The organism is Pseudomonas sp. RIT-PI-q (genome assembly GCF_001297125.1).
Taxonomy (GTDB): domain Bacteria; phylum Pseudomonadota; class Gammaproteobacteria; order Pseudomonadales; family Pseudomonadaceae; genus Aquipseudomonas.
The window spans coordinates 12,713-31,706 of the sequence record NZ_LHPC01000040.1; the positions used below are offsets into that span (position 1 = coordinate 12,713).

An 18,994-nucleotide genomic window follows, 5' to 3' on the forward strand; every position below is an offset into this window, starting at 1 on the left:
CACTCGCACGGTCATTCCTCGATCATCGATTGCGAGAGAGCATTGCGGGCCGGCTCCATCAGGTATTGCAACAGCGTGCGCTGCCCCGTGATGATCAACACGTCCGCTGGCATCCCCGGCAATAATTTGCGCTCGCCCAAGGCGCGTATCCCGGCATCGGTGACCCGGACCCTGGCCAGGTAATAAGGCGTCCCGGTTTTTTCGTTGGTCAGACGGTCCGCCGACACACTGCTGACCTCGCCTTCGATCACCGGAGTGGTCGAACTGTTGAATGCGCCGAAACGGATATCGGCACGCTTGCCGATGGCGATGCGATCGATATCGACGGGCGCCACCTGGGCCTCTATGACCAGTTCGGAAACCGACGGAACAATGTCCAGCAGCGGTGTCGCCGGGCGCACAACGCCCCCGATCGTATGCACTGTCATGCCAATCACCATGCCATCATCGGGTGCGCGGACAATGATATGGCTGAGCCGGTCCTCCAAGGCGGACGCTTTCTCTTGCAGGTCGTAAATTTTCGTCTGAACTTCGGCCAGTTGTTTGACGACATCCGCGTTAAAGTCTTTATCGATTTGCAGAATCTGCAGCTGGGTTTCGTTGATCTGCAGGCGGGTCCTGATAATAGTGGAGCGGTGGTCGACCACTTCGGACCTAAGCATTTCAAGCTTGCGTTGCTGCTCAAGCAAACGTTGCTTATCAACGAATCCTTGCGACAACAAATCGGTCAATTCAACTATTTCACTGCTGTAGGATTTCTCCAGATGGCTCTTGGCTCCGATCATCGCCTCCATTCCCTTGATCTGTTGATTCAACTGGCCAATGCGTTCTTGCAGCACCGCTATCTGGCCCAACCGTGATCCCCGTCGAGCGTTGAATACCTGGGTCTCGCCCTGATGCGCTTCTGCACCTCGCAAACTGTCGGGATCGGCCGTAATGCCGAAGCCGATCGCTGTTTGATTGTCCCGCTCCGCTCTGAGTCTTGCCTCCATGGCTCTGGCGGCAACGAGCTGACTTCGGGTCATCCCGTATTCGAAACGCAACTGCGCATCATCGAGAATAATCAGCGGGTCATCACGCTTGACGATGTCACCGTCATGGGCCAATACCGCTTTGACGATGCCCCCTTCGAGGTGTTGTACGGTTTTTCGGTAAACCTGCACGGTGACCACACCCGGCGCGTAAGCGGCGCCATCAAGGGGTGCGATTGCCGCCCAGGTTCCGAACAGGCCAAAGGTAACCAATACGACGCCAAAACCCAGGCGACGTATATTGCGGTCGGATGTCGGCAGCTCGGCGAAGCTATCCGTTTGATGGCTGGGAATCGTACGGTTCATCAACGTCTTCCTTACAAGAGTCGTCCGAAACCACTCCAGCACCCGTTTGCGCGGCTTGTTTTTGCGCCGCCTGCTGCTGCGCGTTGAGTTCTGCCAGCACCTGCTCGCGTGGCCCGTAGAGACTGATACCGCCACCGCTCATCACCATGAGCCGGTCAAGCTGGGACACGATGTTAGTTCGGTGCGTAATCACAAAAAGGGTCGCACCTGTCTGCTTGAGTTGCGCAATGGCTGCAGCCAGGGCGCGGTCACCGACTTCGTCGAGATTGGAATTGGGCTCGTCGAGAATGATTAACCGCGGACTTCCATACAGGGCACGGGCCAGTCCTATGCGCTGGCGCTGCCCTCCCGACAGCATGACGCCATCGCCGCCAATGACCGTATCGTAGCCATCGGGCAACAGCAGAATCATTTCGTGAACGCCAGCAGTCCTGGCCGCCAGAATGACTTTCTCGGAATCGACTTCACAGAAGCGGGCAATGTTTTCGCCAATGCTGCCTTCGAACAATTCAATGTCTTGCGGTAAGTAACCGATATGCGGCCCAAGCTCATTTTTGTCCCACGCATTGATGTCAGCGCCATCTAACCGGACCACGCCATGCTGCGGCACCCATACCCCCATCATTGCCCTGGCCAACGTGGATTTGCCCGCCGCACTTGGCCCGATGATTCCCACAGCGCATCCGGCAGGCACGCTAAAACTTATGTTTTTGATGATCGGGATTTTCGAGCCAGGCGCGGCAACGATCAAATTCTCCACCTGCACATACCCCTGAGGCGCGGGCAAAGACATACGCTCGGGCTGAGCCTGTTGCTTGTTCAGAATGTCGTTGAGACGGCTGTATTGTGAGCGGGCCGCGATAAAACCCTTCCAGCTGCCTATGATCAGATCGATGGGGGCCAACGCACGCCCCAGCAGCACGGACCCGGCAAACACCATGCCTGGACCAATCTGATGGTCAACCGTCAAGTACGCACCCAGGCCGAGGATCAGTGATTGCACCAGTATCCGAAAAGACCTGGAAAGCGTGCTGACCATCGCACCGCTATCGCTCGCCCGGGATTGGAGTAGCAGGACGCTTCTTTGCCGGCGCCCCCAGCGCTCCATGAGGGTTTCAAGCATGCCCATGGACTCGATGACTTCGGCATTGCGCAGATTTTTCGTGGTATAGAGCGTTGCGGCAATGTGCTCCTTGTTGGCCTGGGCGAGTGCCGCGCCTGTCAGCTTTTCATTGATAAAAGCCAGTAACAGCAACAAAAGCGCACTGCCCACCGCTACCCAGCCATACCAGGGATGAAACAGGAACATCACGGCAACATAGATTGGCAACCAGGGCGCATCGAAAAAAGCGAACAACCCATTACCGGTGAGAAACTGTCTCAAGCCAGTCAAGTCGTTGAGCGACTGGGCCGATGCGTCCATTCCACCGCTTTCCAGGGCGCGCTTGAAACTTGCTTTATAGACCTGGCGACTCAACAGCACATCCAGCCTGGTACTCACGCGAACCATAATGTGTGAACGAACCCACTCCAAAGCGCCCAGCGTAACCACCAGTACCGTCATGATCAGCGTCAGCATCGCCAAAGTCGACAGGCTTCCGCTGCTCAACACTCGCCCATACACCTGCAGCATATAAAAGGTAGGGACGAGCATTAGGGCATTGACGAACAAGCTGAAAAAACCAACGGAAATGAGGCTGCCTCTACAGGCTTTCAACGCATCTTGCAGGCTGTTTTCAGGTGTGCTTCGCATGGTCTGGGTGCCAAGAGGTTGGAGAAAAACGCGAGCGCGTGTCACCTACATGGAAGACGCTGGATGAACACGCCATCGAAGACTTCTACTTCCCTCTGGCACGTTTTACAGCCAAAAAAAAGAACCGCAGTCAGCACTCGCAGCTCAAGGCATTTCGCTTACTTCGACGCCCGCGCAGTCATCTCCCGCAGGCAGAACCGCTGCCATATTGGAATTACTGCTTAAAAAGCCTTCCTGTGTGGAGCTTAGATCATGCCAAGCATCGGCGTGTAGCAGTTGGCCATATCGCGTCGGAGCAGGCGCTCGAGCTCCGTCCCCACCAACAAGTCGCCCCCTCCCCCAATTCACAATCGACTGCTGGGCACGATATCCAACTGCTCGCTGGTTTATTCACTGATCAAATGCTTGCGGCAACCACAGGCAGTTGTGATCCTTGCCGCGGCCGTTGTCGACGCCTTCGATAAACAACGCGAGCTTTTGCGCAGGTCGGTGACGTCGGCAAACTAGCCGGTCAGGGACTTCCAGCCCGGCCCCCCCCAGTAGTTCCTGTACTTGGCGCCAACGTGCGGTTTAAAAATCAGCTGCATGCCCAGGGCGCGGGAGCGCGGCATATACATTTTCATGTCGGCTCCCTCGCGGCTCATGGTTTGACCACCACTTTAGGGCCGGAGCCATCGCCAGTGCGGAAGGTTGGCAGTGCGGCAGAGTTCACGTAGCGCACGCCATCCCAGCTCGGCAACGGGGTCGGCATCAACTGGAATTGCCCTGGTTTCTCAATGTCCCAGCGCAGCAGCATCGAGTTGTCCTCATGCTGAGTGTTGTGACAGTGCTCCATGTACGTCCCGGCGAATTCGCGGAAGTTGATCGCCATCTCGACGTTGTCCAGGCCGTCCTTTTCCGGGCCGATGCGGTACACGTCCTTGCGTGCCCATTTTTCCCATTCCGGTGGCGCCTTGCCGCCGCGGCTGAGGATGATCCCCTCCTCGAAGTGCACATGCACCGGGTGGCTCCAGCCCTGACCGCCGAGCTTGATGTTCCACACTTCCAGGGTGCCGAAACCGGCGACACCTGCATCGGTCGGCCCACTGGCCAGTTGGGTCGCGGCGTTCAAGCGACGTGGGTCCATGTGGAAGCCGAACCCGCCATCGGTCTTGACCGTCCACGGTGCTTCATCGGTACCGTCGGAACGGCCGAAGGTGTAGGTGCGGTGACGGGCTTTGGCTAGCAGCGCCTTGTCGGTCGCGTTGTCGCGATGAATCTTCAGCGGGATCATCACCAGGCCTTCGGCTTTACCCGGCTTGGCCGGTTCGTACGCTGCCGGGTCCATGGCCAGGTCCTGACCGGTGTAGGCCTTGACGTTGAGTTGCAACACCTTGCCTACCGCCGGATCACCGTCCTCCCACTTCGGCCCCTTGCTGGTTTGCTTGACGATCGCCCGGTATTTCTCGGACAGCACGTCAGCCAGGGAGACGGGCTCTTCCGGGCCCTTGCCGTCTTCGTGCACCAGCAGGTTGACGAAGAACAGCTTGTCGCCCGGTTTGATCCCGTTTTTCGAGAAGTTGACGATGATGTCGAAACGCTCGGCGATGCCCATGGTTGGCAGTATCGCGTTGTGGTTCTGTTTATCGCCGTCGGCATCCAGATCCATGCTGCCGTCGAACGGCACGCTGTGTTCCATGATGTTGCCGTCGTTGGCAATCATGTGGAACGGCACGCGGGCATAGGACACACCGGAGTTTTTAGGGCCGGGGAACTCGCCGCTGGTGCCCTTGATCTCGCGCACGAGCGCCAGTTTGAAGTAGCGCGACACTGAGCCATTGAGCATGCGGAACCGATAGCTGCGGGCGCGCACATCCAGGGTCGGTTTCCACTGCCAGTTGACCAGCACCTGATCACCGAGGAAGCCGTCGGTGTTGAACGGGTTGAACCACAGTTGACCGTTTTTATCCCACGCCTTGTCGGCAAACAGCAGATTGACATCGTAGTCGCGGTTACCCCAGGGCAAGGCGCTGCCGCTGGGAAAGCGCAGGTTGACGCCGTCATTCACCGACTCATTGCCGCGGTCCAGGGCGCTGTAGTAGTTCATCATTGCCGCGTTGCCCTTGTAGACGTTCTGCGCGGTGAAATCGAGCATGTGGTCGTGAAACCAGTGGGTGCTCATGGTTTCGCGCCAGTCGCCGCGGATCTTGATCGTGCCGTGATCGCAGGTCTTGCGGCTGGGGGTGAGGTCGTTGGTCCACAGGGTTTCGCCCGGCGCGCACGGAAACGCTGCACGCGGGTCTTCAGCCTTGGTGTTGATGCTGTCGTAACCGGCCAACTGGATCGGCCAGCGATAGTCGTAAAATTGCCCCGGGAAGAAAAACGCATTGGCATAACCGTCGCTTTCCGCCGGTGCGTGACCGTTGTGCTCGTGGGTGGTGATGGTGTGCAGACCAAAACCCATGTTCGCCGACGGGTCGATGGGCAAGCCGTTGTAATGGCGCATCAACACGGGTTGCCCGTAACGCACCATCAACAATTTTGGCGGCAAAGTGCCGTCGAAGGTCCAGACCGAGTTGTGGTTCTGCACCGGCATTTTCGGGTGGAAACGCGGATCGACGCCCTTGGCGGTGCCATCGGTCACCGGGACTCCAGCCACGTTGTGATAGAGGCCGCCGGGGCCAAACTCGCCCACGGCATAGCCGTGCATCTGACGACTATCACGCCCACCGGTATTCAACCGTGCGCCGGTTTGCACGGTTTTGTAGGCCACTTGCGGGTAGAACTCGTTCCAGCGCTGGTGCGACCAGCCTTTTCCTGGCGGACGGCCTTCAGCCGACGAACCGATACGGCGGTTGAGGAAAAATTCGATCTGCTTCTGCCACGGGTTACGGTCGACCACGTTGGAGTACTGGCTGGGGAACGGCGTCAGCCCCGGTTGGCGCAGGAACGCATCAAGAGCAGCGCTGGGTGGCGCGCTGCGGGCAGCACTGGTGGGGTCCTGCTGTGGCAACGGGCCGATGGCTGCCGGTGGAAACGGCAAGAGCGCCGCCGGTGTGGTGGGGTCGAGTTTTTCCGGGCCGAATTCTTCGAACAGCACCAACTGCTGAGTAAATGGCTGAGCGCCATACAGTGGACTCGGCTTGCCGTTGGTGGGGTAGTTGAAACTGGTTTGCACCGTCGGCGGCAGGATGTTTTCCACCCGCGTGGTGTCTTTGCTGCCTTTGACGCCACCGGGTAAATCGAAGGAGTCTCTGTTGGCCTCGGGCATGGTCAAAATGGCGTTCAACGCCGCCGCTTTGTCAGCGGGTTCGTCGTAATAAGCCGAGGGGTCGGACGGTTCTGGCTGTCGCTCGTCATCGATGGGGCTGGCGCGCAGAGTCCCTGTGCCCAGGGTCATTGTCAGAAGGACGCTCAGAGGCGTCAGGAGGCCAAACCATTGGAAGGGGTACCGCGCTTTTCTGTCCATCACCAGCCGCCTCGAAGTCGTGAAGGGGGTAATGGTGGGCAGTGCAAGGACCTCGCCAGACTTGTCACTTTTTTTACGAAATACTAATACTGAACAAACCAATGGCTTATCAGCATCACAGTGCCATGAGCGGGGAAAACGACTGGGGAATGACACCCGCTAACGGGGAAAGTTCACCCCCGTTTTCAGGGGGCCAATTTGAGGACACTCGGACACCCGCGCCCGGTTGGAGCGTCCACTGCAACTCCCCCGCTTATGACCTGGCCTGCGTCCATGCCGCGACGCAGCACTTCATTAAACAACCAGCGAAACAGATCACTGTCCCGGAAACGGGCCTGTCAATTGTTGGGAAAATTAAAGTGATTGGGTACTTCAACTTCAAGGCCCAACCGGAAGAACCAGCCTCCAATACCAACCTGAAGCTACTTGTAATATGGCTATCCCCACACCAAGAGAAATCCCCCCATAAACGGGTTGTATTACCCGCACCTTATTTCAACTTTTTTGATGGAGAACTGGCCACAGAATCAGGCTGGCCCGCCGGCGGGGATTTATAAGCTGTTGAATTTTTTGGCATAGAGAATGCTGTGTGCTCACTAGCGCATTAATTGAGAGTTTGAAGCCGTTGCCACTGGAAAAACAGCTTTCTTGGGGCACTCTCAGGCGTGCAATGCTTGCTCTTCTGAGGAGTCAATTTCATGCGCATCGAACCGCTAATCCTTACGCTGGCACTCACTCTTTTCATTTTTTCGATAGGGGCAGCCTTAAGTCTTATCAGCTTGTTCAGCAGTTAAGAGTCAGTGGGAAACATTCATCACGCTTGGGTTACAGGTGGCTGTGTCGAAAACCGGAATAATCCCGGTAGCAGACGCGGTGAGCGAAACCAACAAGCGGATCATGGCGAAAACGGCTGAATTGTTCGCGGCCGGGCTCTCCTTTTTCCACTCCCCTGTCAAATGTTGATCGCGCGTTTCCTACGGTCCGACATACCGACCTGCCAGGGTGGTTCACCCAATTTCAGCTTAACAAACGGCCAGTTTTGTAAAAAAAAGGGAGGGCATCCATGCCCTCCCTTCCGCTTTCCAATCAGACCTCAAGTGGCGAGGATGAAGTCCGCGGCAGTGACGGTTGTCGCATCGGCTACACCGACCAGGCGGATGGACTCAGCTCCTGCGGAGCTGATCAAGGTATCCGCACCGACATCGGTGATGATGACGATACTGGCAAAGGTCGCTGCTGTGACGCCGAACGCGGAAATATCGAGCAGGTCCTGGCCTCCCGCCGCGTTGGCATCGAAGCCGATGATCTGATCGGCCCCGAAGCCCGCTGCGAACATGAAGATATCGTTGCCACTGCTGGCAACCATCGTGTCGTTGCCGGCACCGCCAGTGACCGTATCGTTGCCGACACCGCCATCGATAACGTCATTGCCGATGCCACCCAACAATGTGTCGTTACCGACACCGCCGAGCAGCGTGTCGTTGCCATCGCCCCCCTGGAGCAGATCGTTGCCGATACCGCCACCCAGGCTGTCAATTCCCAGCCCGCCGAGCAGCGTGTCGTCGCCAGTGCCACCATTCAATGTATCGTTCCCGTCACCGCCATCGAGGCTGTCATCGCCAGCGTCGCCGTTCAGGGTATCCGTGCCAATGCCACCCAGCAGTTGGTCGTTACCGGCGCCACCATTGAGCGTGTCGTTACCGCCATTGCCGGTGATGATGTCATCGCCGCTGTCACCATTGAGGGTGTCGTTACCTGCCCCGGCGGTGATGACGTTGGCCAGCGCATTACCGGTACCGGTAAAGTTACCGGCGCCGGTATAGGTCAGGTTCTCGACATTACCACCCAGGATGTAGCTGGCCAGCGACGTCTGTACGGGATCCGTACCGCCACCCGCCACCTCGACCACCCCGTCCGCGGCTGCTCGACGACATAGGTGTCGTTGCCGGTCCCCCCACCAGCCGGTCAGCCCCCGCGCCGCCATTGAGGGTGTCGTTACCGGCCCCGCCGGTGATGGTGTTGGCCAGCGCATTACCGGTTCCGGTGAAGTTACCGGCACCGGTATAGGTCAGGTTTTCGACGTTGGCACCGAGCAGGTAGTTGGTCAGACTGGTTTGCACCAGATCGGTACCACCACCCAGCGCCTCGGTGACGGTGTCACCGACGTTGTCGACCACAAAGGTGTCGTTGCCGGCACCGCCATTCATGGCATCCGCGCCAAGCCCACCGTTGAGGGTGTCGTTGCCGTCCCCGCCATTGAGGACGTCGTTGTCGTCTCCGCCGTTGAGAATGTCATTGCCAGTGCCGCCAAACAACTGGTCAGTACCGGCCAGGCCATTGAGCGTATCGTTCCCGCCCAGGCCACTCAGCACATCGGGACCCGCGCCGCCCGTGAGGATGTTCGCCGCAGCGTCACCCGTAAGCACTACGCCAGGCGGTACCACAACCGCCGCCGTCGCCGCAGAGATCACCGACTCCAGCGCGCCGAAGCCATCGGTATAGCGCACGATCACCCGCAGTTGCAGATTGTTCTGCGCCGCACCAGGGGTGAAGGTCGCAGCCGTCGCGCCGTTGATGTCGATGAAGGTGGCGCCGACACGTTGCTGCCATTGGACGCTGAAGGTGCCCAGCCCATCTAGATCGGCAATCCCACCCGTCAGCGCGGTCAGCACCTGTCCTTGTTCCGGTGTCGTATCGCTGATCAGCAACGCGCCTGTTGGTGCATCGTTGACGTTCTCCACCGGCCCCAGGATGTTGGACGAAACGCTTTCGGCCACGCCGAAGGCATCCACGTACCCCAGCCCCACGCGCACTTCCTGGTCGACCTGAGCCTGGCCCAGCGCGAACGGGCTGCGGGTAGCGCCGGCGATGTTGCCGAAGCCAAGCCCGTCGTTCGCCTGCCACTGGTAGGTGAACTGCGGATTGCTGCCCAGGCCATCGAGGTCGATGATGCTCGACGGGTCAGCGGTCAACACCTGGTTCTGCACGGCAAGCCCGGTAACGGTCGGCCCTTGGGTCGGTGTACTGTTCCCGGACGAGTCGACGATCTCCAGCGTCCCCTTGGCGTCCTGGTACACCGCCCGGACGCGGATGTTCAGACCCGCCTCATCGGCCCCCACCCGGAAAGTGGTGCCAGTCGCCCGCGATGCCTCGCCAGCGGCGACAAAGGTGATGTCTTCATAGACACCTGTGCCGGGAATGTTTTCGACCTGCCAGTAGTAAGCCACACCACCGGTCACCGCACCGGTCGGATTGGCCACGCTTTGGTTGTCCGCGTCGTGTACCGCCGAATCACTGACGCGCAGCAACTGGCCGGCGACAGGCGTTTCGTCACGTACACCGGTGGCAGCATCGAGGATTGCCAGATGACCCGATGGGTCGTTGTTTGGGGCGGTGCCAACCCCGGACGACAGTGCAACGTCAGCGAATTGCAGACGCTCGATACCCGTCAGGCGATCGACGCCATCACGCCCCGCCACCGAGTCGGTCACGATGACCGTGTTGCCATCGATCTCGATGCCGTATTCACCCAAATTACCGGAGAACAACGCAGTGTCGAAGCTGTTATCGCCGGTCAGAATCTCCCGCACGATGACCAACTGGCCCGGGTTGTAAGTACCGTTCAGCATAAACGGCACCATCGGTTCCATGCTGTCGAACGAGGCGATTTCCGGGCCAGTGCCATCAGCGTTCGCCCGTACGCTGATGCGTACGTTCAGCCACTTGTCACCATCGATGATGTCGTCACCACCGCGACCTTCGATCAAGTCGCTGCCGCTACCACCGAGGATGATGTTACCGCCATCGAAGAACGTCGCTCCGGCTGGCAGCAGATCAGCCAGACCGTTGATCAGGTTGATGTTGGTCAGCACACTGCCGGTTGCCCCCGCAGTGGGCAGCGATGTGGCATCTTCGTTATCACCGCGCAAGAAGTCACCGTGCGATGAACCCGACAGACCTTCCATGATGTCGAAACGTACCAGCGCCGAAGCACCCGAACCCGGCACCGGCGGAACATCGAAAAAGCGGTCGGGGTAATCGATGGTCACGCCCTGGGCGAGCCCCTTGAAGGTCGCCCAGTCATAGCCGGAGCCGCCGATATAGCGGTCACCCGGGCCGAGACGGCCGCCCATGATGTCGTCGCCGCCTTCGCCGTTGAACTTATCGTTTTCGTGCCCGCCGATGAACACATCGTGGCCGATCACCGGGTCATTGCCAGCCGGGTCGAAGTTGTCGCCAGGTGCACCGTCCGAAGTGCCCTTCTCGATCCAGTCGTCGCCTTCGTTACCCATGTCCTGTTCGTTGGCTTTGCTGCCCAGGATAAAGTCGTTGCCCTGGCCACCAATGGCCTCGGAAGCGTCCTCACCGGTCACGATGAAGTCATTGCCGAACCCGCCAATGATCAGGTTGATGCCGTTGCCACCGTGCAGCACGTCGTTGCCGTCGCCACCCTGGATGTTATCGTCGCCGCCGACGTCAGTGATGATGTCGTCGCCGGCGCCACCGCGCAGTTGGTCGTTGCCGTTACCGCCTTCAATGCGATCGTTGCCGCCGTCACCCCAGACCGTGTCATCACCATCACTCGATATGAGGATGTCTGCGCCGTTGGTGCCGCCCAGCACGATGTGCTCTTCACCCGAGTACCGGATGTAGTTGGTGTCCGGCCCCGCTGTCAGCGGGTTGTCGCGGAACACCACCTGCTCGCCGTGCTCGCCAAGCGGATCGGCGTTGCCCAGGCCTTCGTTGAACTGTTTGCTTTGATCCCTTTCCAGATAGAACCCTGGGTCCGAGAACACCAGGCCTGGCAAGTGCGTGGCCGAAGTGTTGGCCATGATCAGCTTGGCGAACGAGTTGCTTTCCAGTTCGGCGTTCATCGACAGGCCAGCGGTACGCTCCAGGTAGTAGAAGCGGTCACCGTCCTGCAGTTTTTCCAGCTGGTTCTCGAACACGAAGTTGAAGGTCGTGCCGAGCATGCCGCCGAATGGAGTTTTCTCTTCGGCCAGGCCGCCGATCCAGAGGTCGATGGCATCGACGCCCGTGATCGTCACTCCCTTCAGATCATCGGCCGTCCCCAGCACCCCATCCTTGCCGGCCCGCGTTACGTTGGCCCAGTCACCGGAGCCGTTGAGGAAGTCCAAGCGGTCAGACGGCGCACCCGCACCACCGAATACCAGCGCCATGGCTGCAGCGCGTTTGTCTGCCATCGAGGTCGCTTCCGTGATCGTGTCATGCGTGCCATAGGCCGCTATGAAGTTGATCAACGACTCTGGATGTTTGAGGTGCTGCACCAGATCGACCCAGCTGCTGTACGGCTTGAGTTGGGTATCACCGGTTTGGTTGAAGATGTCGCGACGGATCGCATTAAGCGAGGGAATCCCCACGTCGCGGCCACGAGCGAGGTTGAGCGCCGGCAGGTCGAGCGGCAGACCGAGCAGGTTATTGCGCAGCGCCTCTGTGACGAACTCATCGATTTCGTTACCGGCTTGGCGAGTCACCCCACGAATAATCGCACTGGTCGCATCTTCTGGCGTCACACCACTGGCGGCGTACGCCAACGGGTTGAGAAACGCCGCGATCAAGCCCATTTGCTGATCGGGATCAGCGCTGTTCGGATCGCCAACCACGTTGAAATTGACGTCGTAGCGATCGACGGTCTCGGTCAGCATCGAGTGGCCAAACCGGTACACGGTGTGGGCGAACTCGGCGACGATCGAGGCATCGAGGTCAACGTCATAGACTTGGGTCGGTGCGAAGAACAGATCGACCCTGGGCTGGATGGTCCGCGCAAACTCCTCGAATACCAAGTGCTGATACTGCATCTCGGTGCCGAACTTGGCAGCCTGGAACAAGCGCTCGCCATTCCACACCAGCGCATCGATCTCTACCTGGTTGGCTGGCAACGCGCTCACCGGATTGAGCAGCCACTCATTGAGGAAGGCCACGTCACCCGAATCGAGCACGGTGTCCTTGGTTTGCGCGACCAGCCGATTGTGCTCGGCGTGGAAGATCGCATGCACCGCCGTCAGGCCGATGTTCTCGTTGACCCGGCCGTCGCCAGCGATGTAGTGCGCATCCAACAGTTCGTTGTCGTAGGCCAGGTTAGCCCCGGTCTGCGGATTGAACGGCACTGCGTTGCCAACGTCGGTATCCGCGTCAGGCACGAGCACGCCACCGCTGAACACTGGTGCTGCATTGTTGTTAATGTCGACGAGGAACTGGTGACCGGTGCGCACAGCATTGGTCAGGCTAATGGGGGATAGCGGATTACCTTCGACAAGGACGTCATCTGCCGTGCCGCCAAGACCGTCAGCCCCTTTCATCACGACCATCGGGAAGCCGTTCGGCCCCTTGAGGAAGTTGCCATAGGCGTCGGTCGCCAACAGCGGTGCATTATCGACGTCGGCATCGGTCAGGTGGATACCCAGGATGTCGTTGGCCTGCGCCTTGACCACTTTCCAGGTCGCCATGCCACCGATTTCGGTGTCGTCCGCGGAACCATACTTGCCATCCGCTCCCAGGTCCCGGTTAGTGATCAGCCTGCCGGTCGCGATGGGGCCGTCGTCGGTCAGCACATACCCGCGCAGGAACACCTGGTGCGACGGGTGCGAGCTGTAGGTCTGGTTTTGGTCCACGAACGGCGTCGTGGTGTTGGTTTGCTCATGGATGTCGTCGGCCGTGCCGAGAACGCCATCCGCCCCTGGCAGGTTGGTCGCCCGGGTCAGGACCATGAAGTTAGTGTGGCCGCCTGGCACATACAGCGGATCATCCGGTTGCAGCGGGATGTAGACGGTGCCTGAACCGCCTTTGGTGACCAGGTCCAGACCATGATCGAAGAACTGCCCGAAGAAGGTCATCCAGGCATTGAACGGTGCGGACAACCCCGCATCCGCCGTGGTGTTTTCGAACAGGTACACATCGTGGTCGTCGCCAGTACCGAACTGACCATCCATGCCGGGGCTGGCAACTATCCGTACGCCATCCTTGAGCACGTCGTCGTTACCCACCGCACCGAAGTTGAGCACTCCGTCCGCGCCCGGGTCGTAAGCCGTGGCATAGGCCGCCGGGTTGTTCGAGGTCTGGTCGACGATCAGGTTACTGATGGTGCGCGGCTGCGAGTCAAACACAGGGCCGCTGTTCTGCTGGTACGACGATCCCGGGATGGCCGGCGAGCCGGGGCCAAAGAACCCGGCAGGTGCACCTTCCGCCGGATTGAAGACCGGATCGGTCAAGCGCGGGAAGACGTTATCGGCGGCACCATACTCGGTGTGATTGTTGCCGTTGAGGTTCATCAGGTTGTTGTTCGACCCATCGACCGAACGCAGACCCAACGGCGCGCGGATATTCGGGATCAGCGAGAGGATGTCCTGACCGGCCGCATCAGCCTCGGCAATCTTGATCTGATCAAGAATGAAGTTGAGGTCGGAGCGGACCATGTGAAGGCCCTCGCCACCGGCTGTGGCATCGACGACAGGTGTCGGCGCTGTCGGCACAACCGGCGCGCCGGGTTCCACCACGGCCGTCGGCTGCGAGAAGATTATTTCAGTCGTGCCATGACCATCCTGATAGATCGCCTTGACCCGCAGCGATAGCCCGGCAAGATCCGGGGAGACCTTGAACGCGGTGCCGTCGGCACTCTGGAACGCCAGGTCGCCGGCCGGCAACAGGATGATGTCCTCGAACACGCCGCTGCCTGGATCGGCTTCGAACTGCCAGTAGTAGGACACCGAGGAGTTGTTGAGAGTACCCAGCGGATTACCCGCCGCAATGTTGTTGCCATCGAGCACCCCGGCCACGCTGACAGTCAGCGTGTCGCCCACCGTGATCGCACCGCCGTTTCCATCCGTGACCGTCGGACTGCCAGTCGGCTGTAGATTCTGCCCCGGCACCAGCACCCGCTGGGAATCGGCAAACTGCAGGCGTTCGATATGCAGCAGGGTATCGGTGCCGTCGCGAGCAACAACGGTATCTGCCACCGTCCAGACATCGTCCGCCAAATCGGCCGTGCCGCGGGTGTCATGAGTAACCGTATATTCGGCCTGATTCCCGGAGAAAATGGCGGTGTCGAAAGCCGCCCCGCCCGTCGAGGTGCCGGGCATGACTTCCCGCACAGCCTTGAGCTGACCCGGGTTATACGTGCCGTCCAGCATGAACGGGATCATATCGACCATGCTGTCGAAGGTGGCGATCTCGGGGCCGGTATGGTTGACGTCGCCGGCGCTATACACCGCAATTCTGACGTTGATCCATTTGTCGCCGTCGATCAGATCATCGCCACCGCGACCTTCGATCAGGTCACTGCCATTGCCACCGAGGATGATGTTGCCCGTGGCAAAGCCGGTGGTCGGCAATCCGGCATCGGCCAGAAACTGCTCCAGTCCACGGATCAACGCCACATTGGCCAGCGCACTGCCCGTGGCCCCCCCGTGGTTGATGATCGTGTCCGCATCGACATCATCGCCTTTGAGCACATCGGCGAATTTCGAACCGGACACGCCTTCGACCTCGGCAAAACGGTCGAGAATCGAGGCCGGCGAGGCGCCGACCGGATTGAACACCCCGGTGTTCTGGTTTGGCGCGTTGCCGTGTGGCTGCGCCAGCGCGGCCAAGGACAGGTCAACGGTCACGCCGACCCTGTCATTTTTGTAGGTCACCCAGTCGAAACCGGACATACCGTCCATCTTGTCCTGGGCATCGCTGCCGACGAAGATGTCATCGCCACCCTCGCCGATCATTTCGTCGAAGCCGCCACCGCCGACAAAGATGTCGTTACCGATCGTATCGTCAGTGAGCAACGGCGCAGCGTTATCGCCAGGCGCACCGTCCTGGGTGCCCTTCTCGATCCAGTCATCACCTTCGTTGCCGGTAGGTGGCAGGTTGGTCTTGGCGCCGAGAATGAAATCGTCGCCCTGGCCGCCGAAGGTGGTGGTGATGTCTTCCGTGGTGACGATGAAGTCCTGGCCATCGCCACCCAGGATCAGGTTGCCTGCAACCCCCATGCTACCGGCCACGATCACGTCGTTACCGGCATTGCCTTCCAGACGGTTGTCGCCGAACGAGTCGGTGATGATGTCATCGCCTGCGCCGCCGAGTACCGCATCGTTCCCGGCGCCGCCTTCGAGGCGATCGTTGCCGCCGTCGCCGTAAAGGGTGTCATCGCCGTCACCGGAGATGATGATGTCATTACCGGCGGTACCGCCCAGGACGACATGGTCTTCACCGGTGTACTGCAGATAATTACTGTCCAGACCAGGGGTGTCTGGGTTGTCGCGGATCACCAGCGGCACGATTTCTACGCCGTTGATCATGATGCCGCCCGTGGGATCGGCTTTGCCGTCCACGCCAAGGTTAGTGAACTGATTGGCCTGATTCACTTCGAGGGTGAACGTCGGCGTCAGGAACACGGTATTCGCCAAGTGGGTGACATCGGTGTTGAGCATGATCAGCTTGGCAAAGGAGTTGTTTTCCAACTCGGTGCCGAAGTTCAGGCCCGCGGTACGCGACAGGTAGTAGAAGCGGTCGCCATTCTGCAATGCCTCCAGCTGGGTTTCGAACACGAAGTTGAACGTCGAGCCGAGCATGCCGCCGAACGGCATTTTCTCCTCGGCGAGGCCACCGACCCAGAAGTCGATGTCGTCGAGGCCTGTGATCGTCACACCCGTCACGTCGTCGGCAGTACCCATCAGCCCGTCCTTGCCGGCCAGCGTTACGTTGGCATAGGCACCGGTGCTGTTGAGGAAGGCCAGGCGGTCAGCCGGTGAACCCGCACCGCCGAATACCAGCGCCAAGGCTGCAGCGCGTTTGTCTGCCAGTGTGGTCGCCGCCGTAATCGTGTCATGCGTGCCGAAGGCAGCGATGAAGTTGACCAGCGACTCGGGGTGCTTGAGGTGGTCCGCAAAGTCAGCCCAACTGATGTACGGCTTGAGTTGGCTGTCGCCGGTTGATGCGTACATCTCACGGCGCGCTTCATTCAACGTGGGGATGCCAGTGTCACGACCACGCGCCATGTTCAGGGCCGGCAAATCGAGCGGCAGACCGAGCAGATTGTTGCGCAACGCTTCGGTGACGAACTCGTCGATCTCGTTGCCGAGCTGGCGGGTCACACCGCGAATGATCGCCCCCGCCGCCTCGTCCGCCGTAGCCCCGCTGCCGGCAAACGCCCGCGGGTTGAGGAAGGCCGCGATCCGACCGAGTTGCGGGTCCGGATTGTTCGGATCAGGGAGGAGCGGATTGAATTCGGGGTCGAAGCGATCGACAGTCTCGGTCAACATCGAGTGACCGAAGCGGTACACCACATGGGCGAACTCGGCGAGGATGGCCGGGTTGATCGAGGTGTCATACCCGTTGGGTGCAAGGAATTCGTCGATCTGCGGCTGAACGGTCCGCGCGAACTCCTCGAACACCAGGTGCTGGTACTGCATCTCGGTGCCGAACTTGGCCGCCTGGAACAGGCGTTCACCGTCCCACACCAACGCCGCGATCCCGGCGGGTGTCGTCGGTATCGCGGTCACGTCGTCCACCAGCCACTCATTGAGGAAGGCCAGATCGCCGGCGGCAAGGAGGGTGTCCTTGGTTTGCTGGACCAGGCGGTTGTGTTCGGAGTGGAACACATGGTGCACGGTGGTCAGGCCGATGTTCTCGTTCACCCGGCCGTCGCCGGCAATGTAGTGAGCGTCGAGCAGTTCGTTGTCATAGGTCAGGTTGTTGCCGCCTGCGTCAATCGGCTGCGCATTGCCGATATCGGCGTCAGCATCCGCCTGCAGAACCCCGCCGACGACTACCGGCGCGGCATTGTGGGCGATGTCGTCGAGGAAGCCATGCCCGGCGCTCACGGCGTTGGCCAGGCTGATCGGAGCATCCCGGTTGCCTTCGACCAGTTGCGTGACGTCATCAGCTGTCCCGGCAATCCCGTCAGCACCGTTACTGACGCGCATTACCACCTGCGGCATGCCGCTCGAGCCCCGGATGAAGTTGCCATACGCATCGGTTGCCAGCAGCGGCACGCTGTGCACATCGGCGTCGGTCAGGTTGATACCGAGAATGTCACGGGCCTGAGCCTTGACCACTGCCCAGGTCGCCATGCCGCCATTTGTGCCGTCGCCATCATCGGCAGTGCCGAACTTGCCATCGCCGCCGAGATCGCGGTTGGTAATCAAGCGCCCCGTTGCAACAGGGTCACCTGCCGCGTTGAGGACATACTCGCGCAGGAACACCTGATGCGAGGGGTGCGAGCTGTAAGTTTGGCTTTGGTCCACGAACGGCGAGGTGGTGTTGGGCTGGCCATCATCGGCAGTGCCGAGTATTCCATCCGCGCCGGGGGTATGCACTGCACGTGGCAGCACCATGAAGTTGGTCGGGCTGCCCGGCACGTACAACGGATCGTCCGGCTGCAGCGCAATAAACACGAAGTCGGTACTGCTCTTGGTGACCAGGTCGAGGCCGTGGTCGAAGAACTGGCCAAAGAAGGTCATCCACGAGTTGAAGCCGGCGGTCAGACCAACGTCCGGCGACTGGTTGGGGATGAAGAACACTTCCTTGTCGTCGGCCGTGCCGAACACGCCATCCAGACCGGGGCTGATCACCGGGTCTGCACCACCGTTCGCTGCTACTGCGGCCGGGTTGTGGGCGGTCTGGTCGACAATCAGGTTACTGATAATCCGTGGCTGCGGGTCGACCACATTCCCTGACGCGGCATAGGCCGCTCGATACTGGGCATCAAGCAGGCGCAGGAAGGAATTGTCCGCGGCGCCAAACTCGCTTTGCCCGGCGACCAGGTTGTTGTAGCTGCCATCGACGGTGCGCAGGCCGAATGGCACCTGACTGTTGGGTAGCAAATCACTGAGACTGGCGCCGTCGGCATGCGCTTCTGCGATGAAGATTTGCTTGAGGATGAACTCCAGGTCCGACTTGTTGAAATTGGCCATTTTGATTGCCCTCGATCTCTTTGGGGAGGGGCACAGGACGATAAGAATCTTCCCGCGCCCAGTCCGGTGCTGGCTTGCGCAGTGTGTTGGTTCTTTTTTTTGGGGCGAGCGCTGGCCGGGAAGGCAGAGCCGTTACACGGCCCCTCCGAGATGCGCGCCTGGAATTCGCGAAGAATGGCTCGCTGAGCGATTAGGCAGAGCGAGTCCGAGCCGCTGGCGGGCCGTGGAATCTGGAAGTCGAAGCGAACTTCCTGAACAGCTCCGTCACGGTGCTACAGAACGAAATGATCGACATGTCTTGCTCCTTCAGGAACACCGTGCCTTGCACTTCGAAGCGATGGCAGGTTTCAGACGGGCGCCCTTCAACATGACTAAAGTTCTATAGCAACGCGATGTCAATATTACGACGATAAAAAATACTTACGGTATTTGACATGCCAACTTACTGTTATTAAACGATATATAGATATTTCTAAGAGCAGCTAGAGCGAAATGTTATTTCAAACTGTTTCGCTAGAGAGACAAACGCCACCTA

Annotated in this window: 3 protein-coding genes and 3 pseudogenes; all 6 read right to left on the bottom strand. The window is 59.7% G+C overall.

Translation table 11 applies throughout. The features are described 5' to 3' along the window. Positions 1-11: 11 nt before the first annotated feature. The gene (locus AEQ67_RS21810; protein ID WP_177333670.1) at positions 12-1,337 is read right to left on the bottom strand and encodes an HlyD family type I secretion periplasmic adaptor subunit; all 1,326 of its coding nucleotides are present in this window, start codon (positions 1,335-1,337) and stop codon (positions 12-14) included. Next, positions 1,303-3,090, bottom strand: a complete 1,788-nt coding sequence (locus tag AEQ67_RS21815) for a type I secretion system permease/ATPase (protein WP_059405895.1) — start codon at positions 3,088-3,090, stop codon at positions 1,303-1,305. Before AEQ67_RS21815 ends, AEQ67_RS21810 begins: the two co-directional genes overlap by 35 nt. Positions 3,091-3,513: 423 nt before the next feature. After that, positions 3,514-3,623, bottom strand: a pseudogene (locus AEQ67_RS35420) (SCO family protein); the annotation flags it as partial. A 107-nt stretch (positions 3,624-3,730) separates the two neighbouring features. Next, on the bottom strand, positions 3,731-6,538 hold the full coding sequence (locus AEQ67_RS21820) for a multicopper oxidase domain-containing protein (RefSeq protein ID WP_059405896.1): 2,808 nt from the start codon (positions 6,536-6,538) through the stop codon (positions 3,731-3,733). A gap of 230 nt (positions 6,539-6,768) precedes the next feature. After that, positions 6,769-6,939, bottom strand: a pseudogene (locus AEQ67_RS36370) (IS5/IS1182 family transposase); the annotation flags it as partial. Positions 6,940-7,631: 692 nt separating this feature from the next. Further along, positions 7,632-18,459: pseudogene (locus AEQ67_RS21830) on the bottom strand (peroxidase family protein). Positions 18,460-18,994: the final 535 nt, after the last annotated feature.